The 21,323-nt window shown below is 43.7% G+C and carries 20 protein-coding genes; 11 read left to right on the forward strand and 9 right to left on the reverse strand.

Features of this window, described 5'->3' with window-relative positions; all coding sequences use genetic code 11:
• The 3 genes from FTV30_RS08820 to FTV30_RS08830 all read right to left on the reverse strand — a co-directional run bounded on the left by FTV30_RS08820 (position 1) and on the right by FTV30_RS08830 (position 2,698).
• Positions 1-525 carry a protein tyrosine phosphatase family protein gene (locus tag FTV30_RS08820; protein WP_100535153.1) on the reverse strand — a complete coding sequence of 175 codons (525 nt, stop codon included), beginning with the start codon at positions 523-525 and terminating at the stop codon, positions 1-3.
• Positions 526-588: 63 nt separating this feature from the next.
• Positions 589-1,680, reverse strand: a complete 1,092-nt coding sequence (locus tag FTV30_RS08825; protein WP_180001437.1) for a 3-deoxy-7-phosphoheptulonate synthase — start codon at positions 1,678-1,680, stop codon at positions 589-591.
• Between the two features lie 127 nt (positions 1,681-1,807).
• Entirely contained in the window at positions 1,808-2,698 is an 891-nt protein-coding gene (locus tag FTV30_RS08830; protein WP_180001438.1) for a sulfite exporter TauE/SafE family protein, read from the reverse strand.
• Positions 2,699-3,087: 389 nt separating this feature from the next.
• Here FTV30_RS08830 and lpxB point away from each other — a divergent pair, with 389 nt between their 5' ends.
• Positions 3,088-4,260: a lipid-A-disaccharide synthase gene (lpxB, locus tag FTV30_RS08835; RefSeq protein ID WP_180001439.1), complete on the forward strand. Its 1,173-nt coding sequence runs from the start codon at positions 3,088-3,090 to the stop codon at positions 4,258-4,260.
• On the opposite strand, the gene FTV30_RS08840 is transcribed toward lpxB, so the two are convergent.
• Entirely contained in the window at positions 4,249-5,199 is a 951-nt protein-coding gene (locus FTV30_RS08840) for an AraC family transcriptional regulator (RefSeq protein WP_180001440.1), read from the reverse strand. The genes lpxB and FTV30_RS08840 overlap by 12 nt on opposite strands.
• Before the next feature lie 188 nt (positions 5,200-5,387).
• Here FTV30_RS08840 and FTV30_RS08845 point away from each other — a divergent pair, with 188 nt between their 5' ends.
• Positions 5,388-6,602, forward strand: coding sequence for an alkane 1-monooxygenase (locus tag FTV30_RS08845; RefSeq protein WP_180001441.1), 1,215 nt, complete (start codon positions 5,388-5,390; stop codon positions 6,600-6,602).
• 54 nt (positions 6,603-6,656) lie between these two features.
• On the opposite strand, the gene FTV30_RS08850 is transcribed toward FTV30_RS08845, so the two are convergent.
• Positions 6,657-8,480, reverse strand: a complete 1,824-nt coding sequence (locus FTV30_RS08850) for an acyl-CoA dehydrogenase (protein ID WP_180001456.1) — start codon at positions 8,478-8,480, stop codon at positions 6,657-6,659.
• Positions 8,481-8,558: 78 nt separating this feature from the next.
• On the opposite strand from FTV30_RS08850, the gene FTV30_RS08855 reads away from it, so the two are divergent.
• Positions 8,559-9,539 carry a GlxA family transcriptional regulator gene (locus FTV30_RS08855; protein WP_180001442.1) on the forward strand — a complete coding sequence of 327 codons (981 nt, stop codon included), beginning with the start codon at positions 8,559-8,561 and terminating at the stop codon, positions 9,537-9,539.
• 6 nt (positions 9,540-9,545) lie between these two features.
• On the opposite strand, the gene FTV30_RS08860 is transcribed toward FTV30_RS08855, so the two are convergent.
• Entirely contained in the window at positions 9,546-10,745 is a 1,200-nt protein-coding gene (locus FTV30_RS08860; RefSeq protein WP_005097026.1) for an MFS transporter, read from the reverse strand.
• Positions 10,745-11,185, reverse strand: coding sequence for a MarR family winged helix-turn-helix transcriptional regulator (locus FTV30_RS08865; RefSeq protein WP_180001443.1), 441 nt, complete (start codon positions 11,183-11,185; stop codon positions 10,745-10,747). Before FTV30_RS08865 ends, FTV30_RS08860 begins: the two co-directional genes overlap by 1 nt.
• A 256-nt stretch (positions 11,186-11,441) precedes the next feature.
• Between FTV30_RS08865 and FTV30_RS08870 the strand changes: the two genes are divergently transcribed.
• The 3 genes from FTV30_RS08870 to FTV30_RS16325 are packed head-to-tail and all read left to right on the forward strand — an operon-like array spanning position 11,442 to position 14,005.
• Positions 11,442-12,887, forward strand: a complete 1,446-nt coding sequence (locus FTV30_RS08870; protein ID WP_074382730.1) for a cytochrome ubiquinol oxidase subunit I — start codon at positions 11,442-11,444, stop codon at positions 12,885-12,887.
• Positions 12,884-13,888, forward strand: a complete 1,005-nt coding sequence (cydB, locus tag FTV30_RS08875; RefSeq protein WP_005097023.1) for a cytochrome d ubiquinol oxidase subunit II — start codon at positions 12,884-12,886, stop codon at positions 13,886-13,888. The genes FTV30_RS08870 and cydB overlap by 4 nt, the downstream gene beginning before the upstream one ends.
• Before the next feature lie 9 nt (positions 13,889-13,897).
• Positions 13,898-14,005 (forward strand): DUF2474 domain-containing protein, encoded by a 108-nt coding sequence (locus tag FTV30_RS16325; protein WP_100328576.1) that lies wholly within the window; start codon positions 13,898-13,900, stop codon positions 14,003-14,005.
• A gap of 67 nt (positions 14,006-14,072) precedes the next feature.
• Here the strand turns inward: FTV30_RS16325 and FTV30_RS08880 are convergent, their stop codons facing one another.
• Both FTV30_RS08880 and FTV30_RS08885 read right to left on the reverse strand, forming a co-directional pair.
• Positions 14,073-14,627 (reverse strand): thermonuclease family protein, encoded by a 555-nt coding sequence (locus FTV30_RS08880; RefSeq protein WP_005170726.1) that lies wholly within the window; start codon positions 14,625-14,627, stop codon positions 14,073-14,075.
• Positions 14,628-14,848: 221 nt separating this feature from the next.
• Complete coding sequence (locus tag FTV30_RS08885; RefSeq protein WP_074382731.1) at positions 14,849-15,766, reverse strand: LysR family transcriptional regulator; 918 nt, start codon at positions 15,764-15,766, stop codon at positions 14,849-14,851.
• Between the two features lie 92 nt (positions 15,767-15,858).
• On the opposite strand from FTV30_RS08885, the gene FTV30_RS08890 reads away from it, so the two are divergent.
• From FTV30_RS08890 to FTV30_RS08910, 5 genes are all read left to right on the forward strand, one after another.
• Positions 15,859-17,100 (forward strand): acyl-CoA dehydrogenase family protein, encoded by a 1,242-nt coding sequence (locus FTV30_RS08890; protein ID WP_180001444.1) that lies wholly within the window; start codon positions 15,859-15,861, stop codon positions 17,098-17,100.
• A gap of 55 nt (positions 17,101-17,155) precedes the next feature.
• On the forward strand, positions 17,156-18,277 hold the full coding sequence (locus FTV30_RS08895) for a phosphotransferase family protein (protein ID WP_180001445.1): 1,122 nt from the start codon (positions 17,156-17,158) through the stop codon (positions 18,275-18,277).
• Positions 18,274-18,972, forward strand: coding sequence for a histidine phosphatase family protein (locus FTV30_RS08900; protein ID WP_074382732.1), 699 nt, complete (start codon positions 18,274-18,276; stop codon positions 18,970-18,972). The genes FTV30_RS08895 and FTV30_RS08900 overlap by 4 nt, the downstream gene beginning before the upstream one ends.
• Positions 18,973-19,025: 53 nt before the next feature.
• Complete coding sequence (locus tag FTV30_RS08905) at positions 19,026-19,769, forward strand: SDR family oxidoreductase (RefSeq protein ID WP_005097014.1); 744 nt, start codon at positions 19,026-19,028, stop codon at positions 19,767-19,769.
• A 481-nt stretch (positions 19,770-20,250) separates the two neighbouring features.
• On the forward strand, positions 20,251-21,312 hold the full coding sequence (locus FTV30_RS08910; RefSeq protein WP_180001446.1) for a fatty acid desaturase: 1,062 nt from the start codon (positions 20,251-20,253) through the stop codon (positions 21,310-21,312).
• The last annotated feature ends 11 nt before the right edge of the window (positions 21,313-21,323 follow it).

Genomic DNA, 21,323 nt, shown 5'->3' on the forward strand with positions numbered 1-21,323 from the left:
TCAGACAAAATAATTTGGATTAATCAGGGATCGTTCCAGTTCCTGGGTTGCTTTACGGCCTTGCAGCTGTAGGGCAACTGCATGCATGAGACCTGTCCAGGTTTCATTCGGTTCCCAGATTTGATGCAAATGTTCATGCGCCGTAGGAAGATCCACGTCCATATAGTATTGACGATATAAATACATCAGACAGCTGACATGATAGTTTTGTGAACAGTGTACCCAGACCATCTGTTCCTTAATCAGGTGATTGATCAGCTCGAGTACCAGTAAACATTGATTGTCTGAAGGGGTTTCCCATGAAATCGGTAACTGGATATAGTTCAGGCCCAGCTCAAGGCAAATTTTATCTTCATGTGGCAGATATTGGTCGTTATCTGTTAATGCTACATTGATGACCGTAGACACACCGTATTCTTTAATCAGCTGCAGCTGCTCAGTTGTCGGTTGACCGGATGTAAATAAATGGTCATGTATAAACTGAAAATTATCAATCTGGCTTAATGCTGTTTCAATATCATTCATCAGATAAAATTTCCTTGTTCAGAAATGCAAACGCCATCTTGGCGATGGCGTTTGTCAGATCATTTAACGATTAGCTAAAGTATCTTTTAATGCCTCATGCATGTCGAGTAAGACTTTTTCAGTCGTTTCCCAGTCGATACAGCCATCAGTGACTGATTGGCCATACTCCATATCACAAAGGTTCGTAGGAATGTCCTGACGACCGCCTTTAAGATGACTTTCTACCATAATACCAACAATTGACTTGTTTCCATCAAGAATTTGTTCGGAAATATTTTTGAGTACAAGCGGTTGCAGGTACGGGTCTTTGTTTGAGTTGGCATGGCTGGCATCAATCATGATTTTGGTGCTGACTTTGGCCTTGGCTAATGCGGCTTCCGCATCTGCGACCGAGCCGGCATCATAGTTAGGCTTGCCATTACCGCCACGCAGTACCACGTGGGCATACGGGTTGCCTGAAGTACGGATCACAGCGACCTGACCTTGATCATTTAGACCCAGGAAGCTATGGCCATGTTTGACCGATTGCATCGCATTGGTTGCCACGGTTAAACCGCCGTCCGTCCCGTTTTTAAAGCCGACTGGTGAAGACAGACCTGAAGACATTTCACGATGCGTCTGGCTTTCAGTCGTACGTGCACCAATTGCAGACCATGAAATCAGGTCTTGATAATACTGCGGTGAGTTCGGATCAAGTGCTTCAGTGGCACATGGTAAACCTATTTCATTCAGTTCAAGTAACAGCTTACGACCGATACGCAGACCTTTTTCGATATTGAACGAGTCGTTCATATCCGGATCGTTGATCAGGCCTTTCCAGCCCACTGTGGTACGTGGTTTTTCAAAATAAACCCGCATCACGATGTATAAGCTGTCTTTAACTTTTTCGCTTAACGCTTTTAAGCGTTCAGCATATTCGTGTGCAGCCGCAGGATCATGAATAGAACAGGGGCCGATGACAACGAACAGGCGTTTGTCTTCACCATCCAGGATTTTACGAATCGTTTCACGACCATGCAGTACGGTTTGATAAGCAGTTTCAGTCAAAGGTAATTCTGCTTTAAGCTCAGCAGGGGTTACCAAAGGAATCATGCTGTGGATATTCACGTCATCAATATCTGATGCTGAAATGGGATTTGACTGTTGTGTATTCATTGCCGTCACTGGTTCGATCATACAAAAGGTTGTTTAATAGCCCGAATATAACATGAATGATGCGTCACTTTGTTATAAAAAAGATGAATACTTCTTTGAAAAAAAAGTGATGAATCGCATAGTTAAATTAAACGGACTGGGAATTCTGGCTCATGACGACCATCGCTGTTTCGGCAGGTTGAGCCGGTTTTGATTTTACAGGGTTAAGCATGAAATTCAGGCCGAGCCCAAATAAGGTAATGCCTAAAATTTTGCGAATCAGTTTTTCTGGCATCCGTGAACTGAGTAAAGTGCCGACAATAATCGCTGGAATAGAACCCACCAATAACCACATGAGCAGCATGAAATCGACATTGCCTGATGACATATGCCCCAAGCCTGCAACCAGCGTCAGTAACACCGCATGCACCACGTCTGAGCCAATGATACGAATCATCGGCAGATTCGGAAACATCACCACTAAAGCCATGATGCCAAATGCACCTGCACCGACTGAAGATAAGGTGACAAAAACACCCAAGATAACGCCCATAATCATGATGGCGATGCGCTTTTCCTTGGCTTGCAGTTTTACTTTTTCCAGATCCTGCGTCATATCTGGCAGTTCTTGTTTTCGGTATTTGTTGAAAAGATTTTCGATCTGGGTGCGAAACAGAATAGACAAGCCGGTAATGGTCAGCATAAAGCCCAATACCATGGTCAGGACGGCCTTGTAATGTGTCGATTGGCTTAAATAGTTGTCGAGTACCCAATGCGTGGCAAAAGATGCTGGAATACTGCCTACTGCCAGCCAGATCACAATTGGCCAGACAATATTCATTTTTTTGGCATGCACAAAAGAACCGCAGAATTTTGAAATCGCGGCATAGAGCAGATCCGTACCAATTGCAATGTGGGGTTCAATCCGGAATAGGCTGATCAGAATGGGTGTCATCAATGAGCCACCACCGACACCGGTTACTCCAACACAAAAACCTACCAACACACCTGCTAAAATAAACTCAATCGGACCAAACATGCATATATGCCAAAATCAAAAAACGTGGATATCTTATGACTTTTGGATATAAGTCGTTGTCTTGATTATTGATTTACTTATGCATAAAAAAGATAAAGCACTGGGCTTAAAATTAAATGAAGTTTCATGTTCATCCTCGCTATAGAAAATAACGTGAAAGACCGGTCACTTATTTTAAAGGACACTTTGATCTGCCTGAAAATGAAGATGAATCAGGAAAACCACTTCAATAGAAAAAATCATCAGGGAAGATTAAGAGTAGGCTAAGTAATTCTAAAGCATACCTTTCTTAAAATATAAGATGCTCACTGCTTATTCAGGCATAAACCCAGCTTTATGTTAGAATTACGATTAAATACAGTTCAATACGGATCTGAGAGGGAACTCACTTGCTAAATCGAAAACTAAAAATTGGAATCGTGGTCGGTGAGGTCTCTGGAGATACGCTTGGCGCAAAGTTGATTCGCCGTTTTCGTGAGCAAGGGATTGATGCCGAATTTGAAGGCATCGGTGGTCCACAAATGATCGCAGAAGGCTTTAAAAGCTATTATCCGATGGATGTTTTATCGGTGATGGGCATTGTTGAAGTTCTCAAGGATATTAAAAAACTCTTTGCTGTACGTGATGGGCTGGTCGAAACTTGGACTAAAAACCCTGTCGATATTTTTATTGGTATAGATGCACCTGATTTTAACCTGCGCCTGTCGAAAACCATTAAACAAAAACAGTTGCCGATGAAGACCGTGCAATATGTCAGTCCTTCCGTCTGGGCATGGCGTCAGGGACGTGTGCATGGTATTAAGGCCAACATTGATCTTGTGCTGTGTTTATTCCCATTCGAAAAAACCTTCTTTAAAAAATGGGATGTGCCAGCCGCTTTTGTGGGTCATCCTCTGGCCAGTCAGTTGCCGCTTGAAAATCCGATTATCGATGCTAAACAAGAACTGAATCTTGATCCGAATCAGAAGCATATTGCACTATTACCGGGAAGTCGCCGCGGTGAGATTGAACGTTTGGGGCCTTTGGTTCTGGATGCAGCCAAGATTCTGCATCAGAAATATCCGGACTATACTTTCCTGATTCCGGCAATTAATGAGGCGCGCAAGCAACAGATAGAACGCTTGCTGGTGACTTATCCTGAAAGTCTAAAGATTCAAATCCGCTTAATGGAAAACAGCGGTACCGAGTCAAAAATCGGCCGTCAGGTCATGAATGCATCCAATATTATTGCGCTGGCGTCAGGTACTGCGACATTGGAAGCGATGTTATTACATCGTCCGATGGTGACTTTCTATAAGCTGAATTGGTTGACTTATCATGTGGTGAAATTTCTCATCAAAATTCCTTATTATTCGCTACCAAATATCATTGCCGGCAAAAAAGTCATTCAGGAGCTGATTCAAGCCGATGCTACGCCTGAAAAGCTGGCGGCTGAAATTGAAAAACTAATGAATATTGAAACTGCACAAATTCAGGTGATGCAGCATATCACCATGCATAAGCAGCTATTGTCTGGTAATAGCGAAGACCCGGTCAAAGCCGTGCTCGCGCTAATCCAGTAATTTGACATTATTGTTCTGACAATTCAGCCGGTACTGGGTGGGCGTCTGTTCAAACTGTTTTTTAAAACTTTGACTGAAGGCCGTCTCGGATGAATAACCAACGCCATGTGCGATCTGCTGAATGCTAAATCCGCTATTTCGCAAATATTGTGCCGCCAGCCGAAGGCGATGCTGTTGCAAATAAGCCAGTGGCGGCTCACCGACAATCTGGGTAAAGAGCTGGGCAAATTTGGAACGTGACATATGACATTGCTCAGCCAGACTTTCTACGGTCCAGAACTGCTCAGGTTTGCCATGAATTGCAGCGAGTGCATTGGATAGTTCCGGATGCGAGAGCGCATTCAGCCAGCTCGAGGAATTTTCCAGATTTAAAATATAATCTCGCACACATTCGATCAGTAAAATACTGACCAGATGATCCAGAATCTTGTCACGTCCCGGCCGCATCTGCTGGGTTTCCAGCGCCAGAAACTGCAAACCGACCTGTAACCATTCCGGTGCGGTGTCGCCCAGAATATGCTGAATATGCAGGTATTTAGGTAAGGCACTTAGCAGAGGCTTTGCCATCTGCATATCCAGGCTGGAACGAATAGCCAGTATGAAACTATGCTCCGCCGAATTTTCCCGATTGAGATCAACACATTGCTGTGCATTGCTCTGAAAATAAGGATTAATCGCATGGTGCTCAGAAAAATCGGCATTGTCTGGGCAGGAAACATGATGGGCAGAACCTGCGGGTAATAGCACCAGATCACCTTGTTGCAGCTCCAGCCGATCACCATTCATGAACTTTAATTGCGCCTGTCCCTGTAACAGGATATAGGCCAGCATAAAAGGCTCATGCTGATAGTCAAAGCCGCCCGGATGAAACACATTTAGATAAAGATATTCCGATTTTTCCAGATGAATATCATCAAAAATTTTACTTAAAGCATCCATGCCTAGCTCTATTCTTCTGTTTTATTTCATTTAATTGACAATAAATTTTTTAACTTTGTGATTTTAGGCCAGAATTTGGCAGCATGTGCCAAAGACGCTGACATAGCTTTTCTGGACGTTGAATACTGTTCGCTACTGCTGAAATATTCAACTATAAGTGCAGAGTAACATAAAAAAGGAAGGTCGCAATGAATGCCCCTGCACAAATCCAGAAAGCGCAGTTTACGCAGGAAGCGTACGCACCAAAAGGTGTAAAGCTGGATAAAAAACGTTTTGGCTGGTTGCTCAGCCCAGGTCTGCCTGTGATCGGAATGGGAATTCTGGCTGGTTATCATTTTGGTCCCAAAGCCACTCAAAAAATCTTTGCGATGGGCGGGCCTTTATTACTGCATGTAATCATTCCGACATTGGACGCACTGATTGGCGATGATGCCAATAATCCAAATGATGAGCAGATCAAGGCACTGGTTAACGATCCTTATTATGACCGCATTGTAAAAGCATTTATTCCCTTGCAAATGGCAGCCAATGCCTTTGCCGGCTATGTCGTAAGCCGGCCAAATGTGTCTTTGCTGGATCAGATACTGCTTGGAGTTTCTATGGGGGCGATTAATGGTGTGGGGGTGAATACCGCACATGAACTCAGCCATCGTCCCCAGAAAAAAGACCATTACTGGTCTCATGCCAGCCTGATGCCTTTGGGTTATAACCATTTTCGGATTGAACATCCTTATGGACACCATAAACGGGTGGCGACACCAGAAGATCCGGCATCTTCGAAAATGGGTGAGTCTTTTTACCGCTTCTGGCCACGTACAGTAATAGGCGGATTAAAATCTGCAATCCAGATTGAAAAAAGACGGCTCGAGCGTAAAGGACTGAAATTCTTTAATCAGGAAAATGAACTGTTTCATGGCTGGGCCATGAGTGCCGGCTATCATGCATTGATGCTGCAGGCGTACGGCAAGAAAATTATTCCTTATACACTGACACAGGCATTTTATGGCGTCAGCCTGTTTGAGATTGTGAATTATATCGAGCACTACGGACTAAAACGCGGACAGAAAGCGGATGGCAGTTATGAGCGAACCTTACCGGAACATAGCTGGAACAATAATAATATCGTGACCAATCTGTTTTTGTATCAGTTACAGCGCCATTCTGATCATCATGCTTTCCCAAGCCGTCCATTTCAGGCGTTGCGGCATTTTGATGAAGCGCCAGAATTACCCAGCGGTTATGCAACTATGTTGATTCCAGCCTTGATTCCACCTTTATGGTACAAAATCATGAATCAGCGGGTATATCAGCATTATCAGGGCGATTTAAGCAAGGCCAATATCTTGCCTTCCAAGCGTGCCAAACTGTTTAAAAAATTTGGTGTAAAAGACTCTGCAGCTTAATGAATTACAAAATAAAAATGCGCCGATAAAGGCGCATTTTTTGATGAATTCTGCCTAGAACCAGTCGGCTTGCATATTCAGGCAAGTATCATCCAGATTCATCAGTAATTTGGCTTGATGTTCAACTTCCGGGAGTTCCCAGCGAATAAAATATTGAGCTGCCTGAATTTTCCCTGCCAGAAAAGTCTGATCTTCTGCCTGCGAAGATGTGCCAAACTTGAGTTGAGCCTGATTCGCCATTTCCAGCCAGAGCCAGGACAGGATGGTCTTACCCATCATATCCAGATACAGGCCTGAGTTGGCCAAAGCTTCACTGACTTTGCCTTGATGTAGGGCCTGACCTAAAACCTGAGTAGTTTCTTGTACAGTGACAAGATGCTGTTTATAGATCTCTGCCAGTTCCACTATCTTAGGTTCATGAATCTCTGACAAGGTTTTCTGGATGCGCTGCATGAGCAGATTTAGCCCTTTGCCATTATGCTGCCAGAGTTTACGTCCCAGCAGATCCAGAGATTGAATGCCGTAAGTTCCTTCATGAATCGGATTGAGCCGGTTATCACGGTAACATTGCTCCACCGGATATTCACGGGTATAACCCGCGCCGCCCAAGACTTGAATGGCCAGATCATTGGCTTTCGGACCATAGGCGGAAGGGAAGGATTTCACCACCGGTGTGATCAGATCCAGCAGAATGGCACTATCTTCATCCTGAGCTGCCTGATGCTCATCAATCAGCCGCGCTGCAAATAGACACAGCGCCAGCGCACCTTCTACATACGACTTTTGCGCCAGCAGCATGCGTTTGACATCGGTATGTTCAATGATATTCACTGCTTTGGAATCAGGTATTTTTTCATGAACTGGCCGGCCTTGCGGACGGTTTTTAGCATAATCCAGAGATTCCAGATAGCCACGATAGCCAATCATGGCTGCGCCGAGGCCTACGCCAACACGCGCTTCATTCATCATCTTGAACATATATTTTAAACCATGTCCTGGTTCTCCAATTAAATAGCCTAAGCAATTGTCATTTTCTCCAAAGCTTAAAACTGTGGATGTGGTACCTCGATAGCCCATTTTGTGCAGTAAGCCAGCCAGCTGTACATCATTAGCTTCACCGAGTGAACCATCCTCGTTGGTTTTGAATTTTGGTACGATAAACAGAGAAATTCCTTTCACGCCTTGCGGTGCATTCTGAATCCGGGCTAAGACCAGATGCACAATATTTTCAGTAATGTCCTGATCGCCACCCGAAATAAACATTTTCTGGCCTTTAATTTTATAAATTCCATCTGTCTGAGGAATGGCTTTAGTGGTCAGATCGCCCAAAGAGGAACCTACATTCGGCTCGGTCATGGCCATGGTGCCGGCAAAGCGGCCACTCAACATATGCGGTAGGAATATTTGCTTTTGTTCTGGGGAGGCAAAAGCCTGTATCAGGTTCGCCGCAGCGGCTGTTAGAAAAGAATAAGCCACGGTGGACGGATTGGCTGACATGAAATAAGCATTGCAGGCCATATTCACCAAAGTGGGCAGTTGCATGCCACCATCTGCATAATCATGCTGGGCGCAAAGCAGGCCGGCATCGGCAAACTGCTGCCAGGCTGTCTTCACTTCATCAATGGTTTTGACCTGTTTGCCATCAAAGTTCGGTTCATGCTGATCAGCTTTGGCATTATGCGGCGCAAAATAATCAGTCGCGATACCTTTTGCCGTTTCCAGAATGCTGTCGAAGGTATTTTTATCATGATCCTGATAGCGTTGCAGTTCAGTCAGCGCTTCAAGTTTGAATACGTCATAAAGCTGGAAATGAAGATCTTTATCATTAATCAGTTGGGTCACGGTACTATCCTGAGTGTGCAATCCTTGAGATAGCATCAAGACTAGCAGTTGCTTTTATTGAGGAGGATTGTCAATAATGACATGAATCGGGTGAAAAGTGACAAATAGAAAAATATGCAACAGGTGGTGATTTTAGGCTTTGATGGGGCTCTGGCTTCAGCTATTACGGGCGTGGTCGATTTATTTGCCATGGCTGGCGTAAGCTGGAACCGGATTCAGCAGCAGGATGTACAACGCCTGTTTAAGGTCAGTATCGCCAGTCCAGATGGACACCCGATTCGTTGTATTAATGGTCTGGAATTACAGGTACATTGTTCCTATCAAGAGATTCAAACCGCAGATATTGTGGTGGTGCCCACCATCGCTGCACCGATTCAGGATGTATTGCAACAGAATCCAGAACTGATTCATTTTTTAAAATCTGCACATGCAGATGCGACTTTAATTGCCGGAAACTGCACCGGGAATTTTTTTCTGGCAGAAGCCGGTATTTTAGATAATCGCGTGGCAACGACGCATTGGGGCTTTCAAGATATTTTCCGGAAGCATTATCCGCAGGTCAAATTGAATGCCGATCTGATGATTAGCCGCGACCAGAATATCTATTGTGCGGGTGGAGGCCTGGCCTGGTTCGACCTAGGCTTACATCTGATTGAACGCTTTTATGGCTTTGAGGTGGCCATGCAATCGGCCAAATCTTTTGTGATTGATTACCGCCGAGATAGCCAGTTGTCTTATTCATTGCTGAATATTGGCCAGCCGCACCATGATGAACTGGTACAAAAAATCCAGAACTGGCTAGAGCAGCATTTTCATGAAGATTTTAGTTTGAACGAGCTGGCAGAGCAGTTTAATGTGACCGGCCGAACCCTGATTCGACGCTTTAAACAAGCCTTAGACATACCGCCCAATCAGTATCTGCAAGCGATCCGGATTGAAGCTGCACGCAAACGTCTGGAAGAAACCGATCAGGCGGTGGATGTGATCATGCAAAATATTGGTTATCAGGACCCAAGTTCATTTCGCCGTTTATTTCATAGAAAAACTGGCTTGACGCCGTTGGAATATCGGCGCCGCTTTAGCCGTCGCTTTTAGAAGTGTTTAATAAGAAGGTTGTATTTCCCCCGCTTTACGGCCATGCAACAGGTAATACCAGATCAGACAGCTGATGGTCAGTACAGCAGAGTACAGGTAAAGCTGACGATAACCGATCTGATCCAGAAGCATGCCGAGGAAATAAGGTCCAAAACCCAAACCTGCATCTAGCGCAATAAAGAAGGTTGAAGTCGCCAGCCCCATACGCTGCAAACTGGTACTTTTTACCGCAATGGTCTGACAGACGGACTGGAGATTACCAAAGCCAAAACCAAGCAGTGCGGCGCTGGCCAATAACATCGTAGCATTATGGGCCTGACTGAGTAATAAAATTCCTAAGGCCATAATCACAATGGCCGGATAGATGATGATGTTTTCACCTTTACGATCCATTAGCGGGCCGGTAAATGGACGTGAAAGCAAAATCGCAATGGCATACATCAGAAAGAAAAAAGAAGCCGTTTCGACTAAATTAATCTCTTTGGCATAGAAATGAATAAAAGATAAGACGCCGGAATAGCAGGTTGCCACAATCAGAACAATCATCGAAATCGGCAAAGCCTTGGGTTCAATATATTGCGCCAGTCTGCTAGATGATTGATTTTCTATATGATTGACTGGATTCGTTATTTTAATCTGTGGCGGCTGAATAAACAGGCTGCAAATCAGGCAGCTGAGTGCGACTACACTGGTAAAAACAAAAATCACCTGATAGTTAAAATTTGACATTAGCCAGATGCCTAAGAAGGGGCCAATCGCTGTGCCAAGTGTGCTGCTCATACTAAAATAACCAATGCCTTCACCACGTCGAGTCGCAGGAATGGTCTGGGCAATCACGGTGCCTAATACCGTTGAGGCCACACCCATCATAAAACCGTGCATCAGACGGATGCCCAGTAAAATTTCCAGCTTGGCCGGAATCAGATAGAGGCCAGAAAAAAGCAGAAAACCTGTCAGACCGGCCACAAGCGTAATTTTTAGGCCCAAACGGTTTAGCAGTTTCCCGATAATAAGACGGCCGAATAAGGTACCGACAATAAACAAGCCAGAAACCAGCCCTGCCTGTGCCGTGGTTGCACCTAATTCTGCTACCGAGTAGCCGACAATCACAATCACCAGCAAATAAAACACCAGCACCAACTGGAAATTCACCAGACTGATCAAAATAAAATTGGGAGTCCATAAAGGCGTTTGTTCTTGGCTCATTAAAGTCGATCCTGCGAAGCGGGTTGTAACTGCTGAATGATCTGCATCAAGATATTTTTACTACTTTCAATATCATCTGAGGCAATTTGCTCAAGCAACTGCTTTTCAAATGCCTCAATCTGTGTGGAACCCAGGGCAAAAGTCTCGACTCCTTGCTCACTCAGTGTGAATAGCTTCTGACGCTTGTCTGCAGTTTCGAGTTGGCTAATTAGACCGAGTTCCACTAAATTCTGGATACGTTTACTGATGCTGGGTTTAGATACGTTCAAATAATGAGAAATATCCATCAGGGTACATTGCTGATGCGTCTGAATCACATACAGCACTTGCCATAAGGAATAATTTAACTGTGAAGATAATAAAATCGTATTTATTTCATCACTGAGTAACCGTGCACAACGTAATAACAAGGCGCGAAATGGAAGAGAGGCAGAAGGCATATAGTTAACCTGGCTAACTAATTTAGAGCCAATTTACGCCTATTTGGGGGATTACACAAGTGGTCACCGTTCAATTAAATATTCACTTGCATATTTAATTAAATAGCGCTTACACATTGTTAACTTGAGTAAAAAATAACCGACAAAAGTCTACATATTGCCAAGCCAAATTAAGCCTAAGCTAAGACCAAGAAAAAACACTTCACTAATAAATCTAAGCAAGGCTCCTACAAATAATTATATATAGGTGAAATGTATGACCCTGGGTTTAACCGCATTAGAGTTAGCGCGAATACAATTCGCCTTTACTGTCTCTTTTCATATTATTTTTCCTGCAATCTCAATCGGATTGGCCAGCTTTTTGGCGATTCTGGAATGGCGCTGGCTCAAAACCCAAGACCCGATTTATCGGGATCTGTTTAAGTTTTGGGTGAAAATCTTCGCTGTAGCATTTGGGATGGGCGTGGTCTCTGGCGTGGTCATGAGCTATCAGTTCGGCACCAACTGGAGTGAATTCTCCCGGATTGCAGGTGGCGTGACTGGCCCATTACTGGCCTATGAAGTTCTTACCGCCTTTTTTCTGGAAGCGGGCTTTTTGGGAATTATGCTCTTCGGCTGGGGACGGGTGGGGCCACGTGCACACTTTTTCTCGACCTTGATGGTCGCGGTAGGCACCTGTATCTCGATGTTCTGGATTTTATCCTCCAATAGCTGGATGCAAACGCCGCAAGGCTTTGCCATCGAAAATGGTCTGTTTGTCCCCAAAGACTGGATCGCCATCGTATTTAACCCGTCATTTCCCTACCGTTTGGCGCATATGGCCATTGCTGCCTTTTTGGTTTCTGCATTGCTGGTGGCAGCCACAGCAGCCTGGCATCTTATTCAGGGCCGTCGTGATGCCTTGGTCAAAACTTCATTTTCCATGGCAATGTGGCTGATTCTGGCACTTGCGCCGCTACAGGTTTTGGTGGGTGATGTACATGGTCTAAATACGCTTGAACATCAACCCGCCAAACTGGCGGCAATGGAAGGTCATTGGGAAACCAATCATGATGGCGGCATGCCTTTATATCTGTTTGGACTGCCAGATATGCAGGCTGAGGAAACCAAATATGCCATCGCCATTCCTAATCTGGGCAGCTTGATCCTGACACATTCCATGGACGGTACTGTCACCGGCTTAAAGGATTTTGCACCTGAAGACCGTCCTAATTCGGCAATCGTGTTCTGGAGTTTTCGGATCATGGTCGGGCTAGGAATGTTGATGCTACTGCTGGCAATCTGGGGAGCATGGTCACGTAAAAAAGGCCGCTTTTATGAATCCCGAGGATTACATCGGTTTGCCCTGATTATGGGGCCTTCCGGTTTTATTGCCATGCTGGCGGGGTGGTTTACGACGGAGGTTGGCCGTCAACCCTGGGTGGTGTATGGCATCATGCGTACCAAAGACGCCCTATCGCCGGTATCGGCAGAGCAGGTAGGCTTGACCCTGATTATCTTTGTCGTGGTCTACTGTGTGGTCTTTGGCGCCGGTATTTATTATATGTTACGACTCATGCACAAAGGCCCGGAATTTATTCATTCTACACCCCCACATGAAATTGATAGTGATGTGATTCAGGCATCTCGCCGGCCATTGAGCAGTATTCGCGAGAGTATTGAGGATGGGGCCGATAATGCAGATCAGGAGAATAAAAAATGATTGATTTGTCATTGATTTGGGTGGTGATCATCGCCGTTGGTGTCCTGATCTATGTCATTCTGGATGGTTTTGATCTGGGCATTGGCATTCTATTTCCGTTTTTTCCGCATCAGGATGACCGTGATGTGATGATGAATACTGTTGCGCCTGTCTGGGATGGCAATGAAACCTGGATGGTATTGGGTGGCGCAGGTTTATTTGCAGCATTTCCGCTGGTCTATTCCACCGTATTATCTGCACTGTATATGCCGATCATCCTGATGGTGATTGCGCTGATCTTCCGTGGTGTTGCTTTTGAATTCCGTTTTAAGGCCAATCGCAGTAAACATTGGTGGGACAAAGCCTTTATTGGTGGTTCTGCGCTGACCAGCTTCCTGCAAGGGGTGATTTTAGGCGCTTATATTCAGGGAATTGAAACCCGAAATGGCATTTATGCGGGCGGCGGGCTGGACTGGTTGACACCATTTAGCCTGTTTACCGGTCTGAGTGTCATGGTGCTGTATGCTGCCTTAGGCTGTGGCTGGCTGATTTTTAGAACGGCCGATCAGTTACAAGACCGTATGTATCAGCTGATGCCAAAAATGATTATCGCCTTATTGATTATCCTGGGCGCTGTCAGTATTTATACGCCGCTGACTCATCCGCAGATTGCGGAACGCTGGTTTAGTCAGCCACAATTTATGTATCTCATGCCCGTGCCGATCTTAGTCCTGTTATTTACCTGGCTGGCTTTACGTGCCTGCAAACAACGTAAGGAACTTAGCCCATTCATGTACATGCTGGTGCTGGTTTTTCTGGCCTATACCGGATTTCTGATCAGTCTCTGGCCTTATATCATTCCACCGTCAGTGACCATCTGGGAGGCGGCAGCGCCAGAAAGTAGTCAATTATTTACCTTAATTGGTGCTTTATTACTTATTCCAATCATTCTGATTTATACCGGCGTGTCGTACTGGGTATTCCGCCATAAAGTGCGGGTCGGGGATGATGGCTATCATTAAGGAGCAACAATGAAAGGGAAGCAGATATTATGGTTTGTGGGCCTATGGATTTTAGGCTTCGTTACTCTGGCTTTAATTGCAGGCGCATTCAGGTTTTTTGTCCATCTGGCGTATTAATTTAAAAATTAAAAAGTGATCTGGCGAGCCGGATCACTTTTTAATAGCGAAGAGAAATCAGCAAAGATTAGGATTTTACCTGTTTTCGATACACACTTGGGCGTACAGGTCGGCTACTTTTCCAGAGTCCTTTTTTCTGTTTTTTGGCTTTGTTTTGCAAGTCCAGCATATAGCGTAAATGGTTTTTATCTTTAATATAATCTTCGTAGACCCATGCTGCGCCGCGTTTCACGATTTCTTCATTGATATTTTTACGATAGCGGTAAACGACGCCGACGCAGCGACCATAACGGTCAATATCTGTAATTTTCACGCGAACTATTTTGTTTTTCACCATGCTTTTAACTAGACGCTGTGACTCTTTGCCATAGCTTTGGCTGGATTCTGGCGCATCCACATAGGCAAAACGTAGTCTGGTTTCAGAACGTCTAATATTGAAACGGTAGCAGGTGAGGGTATCCCCATCGCTAACCGCCTTAACACGACACCAGTATTTCTGTCCTTTTTTAAAGGGACGAAATATATCCTTGAGGTAAATGGTGAGTTTGTGCAGCAAATAATAGGAAAAGCATAAGGCAAATAAACCCAGCACAATTTGCCAGGTGGGAGAAAGAGGCAACAAGCTAAAATCCAGATCATCAAAAGAAGCTGTAGAAGAACAACAGCAAGCAGATGCATGATTGTAGAGGAAAGCCCCAAGCACTAGAGTTCAAAAGCTAAACAGTCAGTGTTTCATTTTGTATTTATAAATAGCCTAAGCAATTTAGGTTGAGCCTGACATTTCAGGCTACAATACCAACCATTAGAATAGCCTAAGCAAAATTCATATCTACTTAAAATAGCCTAAGTAAAAATGTTATTAATTTCGCTTCGCAAAAATTGATGTCTCTTATTTTCCTGTAAATCTTTGTGCCAATACATTCCCATATTAATCTTAGGCAGTTGCACAGGCACTTCAAAAAAATTCAGAATTTTGGCTATCTGTAAATGTTCTAAGATATTGCGTGGCATAGTCAACATCGCTTGGGGATATTGCTCCAAAATTTGCAACGCAGTTGAATAATGCTGACAGCGTAAAAAAATCTGTCTTGAAAGCTGCTTACGGCTCAAATACAGATCTTCAATTAAGATACCTGTACGGCGAGATGATACGCCTATATGTGGGGAGGAAAGATAGGATTGTTCTGAAATTTTATTTTGCTGCGTACAGACGACAAATTCATCTTGTACTAAGGGTTCAAACTGAATTTTATCTCCCAGTTTTTGCTCAAGATCCATGACAAAATCGACCTGCTGCGCCGCCAGGTCAGCACTGATATTTTTACGATCCAGCTTGATGCTACTAAACTGAATATCCAGATTCATTTTCTGAAAATGTGCCACCAACTTTGGAAAAATCATTGGTTCAATTTCATCATGTACGGCAATTTTTAAACTTTGCACCATATTTGGTTGAAATTGTTGATGCTGAATAGAAATACTTTGAATCGTCATCAGGGCATTTTTAATGGCGGGATAAATCTGTTCAGCAAACGGCGTGGGTTGCATTTTTGCACCAAAACGTACGAACAGATCATCCTGCAACTGATTTCTGAGCCGCTGCAAAGCGTGACTAGCAGCAGATTGGGTGATACATAATCGCTGTGCTGCTTTAGAAATACTGTTCTGTTCAAAAATAGCGACAAAAAGTGGATATAAATTGATATCTATACGATGGAAAACACTCATATCCATCAGTGTTTTATTATGAATGCTATGCATGATGAACTATGGATTAAAATCATTTTATTCATAATAGTTTTTAAGTTAAGGTCTTGTAAAGCAGAATACAAAATATCCAGAGGGAAATAGCCATGTTTGAGTTATCCGCACGCGCACAAGACTATGTTGAACGGACTAAAAAATTTATTAAAGATGAAATCGACGCCGTTGAAGCCGATTTTTGGCAGCAAGTGCATGAGTTAAATCAAGGCAGTGACTGGACCAAATGGCAATGGCCGACTGAACTGGAAACTTTAAAAGCCAAAGCCAAAGCAGCAGGGCTGTGGAATATGTTTCTGCCATGTCCTGAACTGGGCCAAGGTTTATCAGTCAATGAATATGCTCATATTGCCGAGCTTTCGGGCCGTAGCCTGATTGCACCGACCGTATTTAACTGTAATGCGCCAGACAGCGGCAATATGGAAGTCCTCTGGCGTTATGGCTCTGAAGAACAGAAACAGCAATGGCTTCTGCCATTACTTGAAGGAAAAATCCGTTCTGTATTTTGTATGACTGAACCGGCGGTGGCTTCTAGTGACGCGACCAATATGCAAGCAACGGCGGTCATCGAAGGCGATGAAATTGTTCTGAATGGCCGTAAATGGTGGTCATCAGGTCTGGGCGATCCTAATGCCAAAGTCATTATTTTTATGGCGCATACGCCAGATGAAAGCAAAGACCGTCATCATCAGCATTCCATGGTTCTGGTTCCTGTCGATACGGCGGGTGTGAAAATCGAAAGAATGTTATCGGTATTTGGCGACTATGATGCACCGCATGGTCATGGTGAAGTCAGTTTTGAAAATGTCCGCGTTCCAGTTGCCAGTTTTATTGGTGGTGCCGGTCAAGGCTTTGAAATTGCTCAAGGTCGTCTCGGGCCAGGCCGTATTCACCACTGTATGCGTTGTATCGGTGCTGCGGAAAAATCTTTGGAGCTGATGATTGACCGCGGTATGAGCCGGACTGCCTTTGGTAAAGAAATTTTAAAACTGGGTGGTAATCTGGAACGTGTTGCTGAAGCACGGGTCGCGATTGATCAGGCACGTCTTTTAACCTTGTATGCAGCCTATAAAATGGATACTTTAGGGAATATGGCGGCTTTGACTGAAATCTCGGCCATTAAAGTGGTTGCGCCAAGTGTATTAGAAAAAGTAGTAGACATGGCCATACAAATTCACGGTGGTGCTGGTGTCTCCCGTGATACGCCACTCACCGGATTCTTTGCTCAGGCACGTGCCCTACGTTTGGCGGATGGACCAGATGAAGTGCATAAAGGTATGATCGCAAAACTGGAACTGGCTAAACGTGGTTACAGTACACGCCATAAAAAATAAGCTTAAACACGATATAAAGTTTGAAGACATTTGAAAAAGAATTGAAGGAAAAATTATGGCAGTTATTGATGTCGGTGGATCGGTTCGTGCAGGTGAGGAACTGGATGTTCAGGCTGTAGGAAACTGGCTGATTGGGCAGGGAGTTCAACTTGAAGGTCCGGTCGAAGTTACTCAATATTCGGGTGGCGCATCGAACTGGACTTATCGTCTGAAATATGACAATGCCGATTTAATCCTGCGTCGTCCACCCAAAGGTACCAAAGCCAAATCTGCCCACGACATGGCCCGTGAATTTAAGGTTCAGCACGCACTTTCCGAGTTTTATCCGGTATTACCAGAAATGGTGGCACTTTGTCAGGATGAATCCGTGATTGGCTGCGACTTCTATGTGATGAAACGCATTGAAGGCATTATTCCACGCGCCAATTTACCCAGAGAACTGAATTTTAATGAAGCTCAGGTACGTGAACTGTGTATTAACGTCATTGATAAGCTGATTGAGTTGCATCAGGTGCCTTATGTGGGTACTGAACTGGAGAAATTAGGCAAAGGCGAGGGCTATTGTTATCGTCAGGTAGATGGTTGGGATGCACGTTATGCCAAAGCCAAGACCTTGAATGTGCCATCTTTCAGATATGTCCGTCAGTGGCTTAAAGACAATACCCCAGTGGATGCTAAAACCTGTCTGATTCACAATGACTGGCGTTTTGATAATGTCATTTTAGATCCAAACGATCCGACTCAAGTCATTGGCGTTCTGGATTGGGAAATGGCGACACTCGGTGATCCATTGATGGATCTGGGTTCAGCTTTGGCTTACTGGGTTGAAGATACGGATAATGCAATTTTTAAAGCCACACGTCGTCAACCCACCAACTTAAAAGGCATGTTTAGCCGTAAAGAAGTGGTGGATTATTATCTGGAAAAAACCGGATTAACCCCTGAAAACTGGACCTTCTATGAAGTCTTTGGAGTTTTCCGTTTAGCGGTGATCGCGCAGCAAATTTATTATCGCTATTATCATAAACAGACCAATAATCCAGCATTTAAAGATTTCTGGATTGTGATTCATGCCTTGCATATTCGTGCCTTAAAACTGATTGGCCGCCAGAAAATTGAGGCCAATGATATTGCACAGAAATATATGACCAAATTTAAGGAGTTGATGCCGAAATGACGACGATTTATTTAATCCGCCATGGACAGGCGTCTTTCGGTGCAGAAAGCTATGACAAACTTTCTCCAAATGGTGAATTACAAGCCAAATTATTGGGTCGCTATTTTGATGAAATTTTAAAAGAAGCACCTTATGTGGTGGCAGGCTCCATGCAGCGTCATCAACAAACGGCGCAATTGGCCTTGGCTGAATGTTTTCCTGAAAGTGAGCCAGTTACAGATTCAGCCTGGAACGAATTTAATCATCAACAAGTCTTTGCTCAATATGAGCCACGCTTTAATCAACCTGAACTGTTGAAAGAAGATGTATCGCAGCATGCCAATCCACGCGCCTATTTAAGTAAAATTTTTGAAGGTGCAATTGAGCGCTGGACTGGCGGTGACTATCACCATGAATATGAAGAATCCTGGCCGGATTTCAAACAGCGGGTGGAAACGGCATTGCAGCATTTGTGTGATGATCTGGCTGAAAAGAAACCGCGCTATGCTGTAGTGTTTACGTCGGGCGGGGTCATTTCGGTTGCTGCGGGCAAAATTCTCGGTTTGTCTCCGAATAAAACTTTTGCTTTAAACTGGGCAATTACCAATACCAGCATGACCACGCTACGTCTGGTAGGCAACCAACCCCAGCTATTAAGCCTAAATGAACATCATTATATTAAAGCGCAACGTCCGGATTTATTGACCTGGATTTAAATCTATATTGCAAATCTGATTGCTTAGAAAAATAAAGGAATAAGGTAAAACACATGGCAAAAACAATTTTAATTACTGGTGCAAGTTCAGGAATTGGTGCAGGTATGGCACGCGAATTTGCTCAGAAAGGCTATAACCTGGCCATCTGCGCGCGTCGCCTGGATCGTTTGGAAATACTTAAACAAGAGTTGGAGAGTCAATACGGCATTCAAGTAATTGCTAAAACTTTAGATGTCACTAATTATGATCAGGTCTTTGACGTATTTCGTGCTTTTAAACAAGATTTTGGCACGATTGACCGGGTGATTGTCAATGCCGGAGTTGGTGAAGGCCGTCGTATTGGCAAGGGAAACTTTGCCATTAATAAGGCCACAGTTGAAACCAATTTTATTTCGGCCTTGGCGCAATGTGAAGCAGCAGTAGAGATTTTCCGGGCGCAAAATTCAGGCCATCTGGTCATGATTTCTTCAATGAGTGCCATGCGCGGTATGCCTAAACATTTAACCGCTTATGGTGCAAGTAAAGCAGGTGTTGCACATCTGGCCGAAGGGATTCGTGCCGAACTGATTGATACGCCAATCAAAGTCACCACAATTTTCCCGGGCTATATTCGTACCGAACTTAATGAAGGCGCCAAGAAACTGCCATTTGAAGTGGATGAAAAAACCGGATCGCGTTTACTTGCTGCTGAAATTGAAAAAGCGCCAGTAAAGGCTTATGTGCCAAAATGGCCATGGCTGCCATTGGGTCTGGCGATGAAAATATTGCCGCTGAAATTGGTGAATAAATTAGGCTAAGGTTTAAAATCTAAAAGCTCCATAAGGGGCTTTTTACTTTTCTAGAACTTCAGAACTTTTTTTGCTGGTAATTTCACTTGAAAAAATTGCTTTGCAAAGTCAACGCTAATGCTGGCGTCAGCAAAGTTGCAGATAAAAATGTGCCAAATACATGCAATATCCTGTGTAAAGAAAACAAAGCTCGTTAATTCGATTAATCAGGATCAGGTAGTTTGATAAGCTTTTAATAATGAAATATTTATTATTTCAAGGCAAACCAAGTTTAATTAATATAGAGATAAATTGCTGTTAAAAAACAGATTTTTTAGAGACTGAATCTCATAAAAAATTACGCATGACCTCCCTGTATTTTTATTCATCTTAGAAAAAGTGCCAAAATTGTCCAAAACTTGGACATACTCGCTCGGACAGTCAAAAGATCACTTCTCTTTTTTTTAATTTCCTTTAATGTGCAACTGTCCAGAAATTAAAGGTTCTCTATATGTCTACATCTTCAGAGATGACAGACCAGCAGCGTATCTCCAAAGTTAGAACTGTGGTGACACAGGCAGGTGAAGATTTACGTAACCGTTATCCAATATTGAAACATCAAAATTTTATTGGTGCCAGTATTCTCGGTTTTGCCTGGGTCGGTATGGTTTTATGCGCATTGGCCTATGCCTATGGCTATCTTTCTGTATGGCTGACGATTCCTTTAATTGCAATTTTTGCTTCATTAACGCATGAATTAGAGCATGACTTAATTCATTATATGTATTTCAAAAAAACGCCCTGGGCACATCACTTGATGCTGGCTTTGGTGTGGTTGGCGCGTCCAAATACCATTAGTCCGTGGGCACGTCGTCGTTTACACCTGCATCATCATAAATATTCTGGAACTGAACATGATCTGGAAGAACGTGGAATCAGCAATGGTATGCCCTGGGGAATTCGCCGGATTTTGATCATCAGTGATCAATTGATGTCGGTTTATCTGCGTCCTTTTCAGATGTTTAAAATGATCCATCTTTTTCTGGAAAAACAGCCTGAAAAAGAACGTAAAATTGCCATGATTTCCCAGCTATTGGGCTTTGTGCCATTAAGCATTCTTTATTATGGCTTATTTTATTTATTTGTCGTGTTCCATGTTTCAAATGCAATCGTGCCTTTATTTGGCTATGAGATGCGCTGGTCGCAAGTCGTAATCGAAGCAATGCCAATCATTAATTTTATTGCAGTCATCTGGCTGATTCCCAATTTTATCCGTTCATTTAGCCTGCAATTTGTCAGCTCGAATATGCATTATTATGGCGATATTGATCCGAGGGATGTCATCAAGCAAACACAAGTACTGACGCCTTGGTGGATGATGCCATTTCAGTTGTTTTGCTGCAATTTTGGGGCCACGCATGCGATTCATCACTTTGTCGTTAAAGAGCCTTTTTATATTCGTCAAATGACCTCGAAAACGGCGCATAAAGTGATGAAAGAAGTGGGCGTACGTTTTAATGACCTGGGCACATTTAAACGTTTAAACCGCTGGAATGATATTCAAACTAAATAAAACTAAATTAA

Origin of the sequence: Acinetobacter sp. YH12255, from assembly GCF_013417355.1 — a bacterium.
In the GTDB taxonomy this organism is placed as follows: Bacteria; Pseudomonadota; Gammaproteobacteria; order Pseudomonadales; family Moraxellaceae; genus Acinetobacter; species Acinetobacter pseudolwoffii.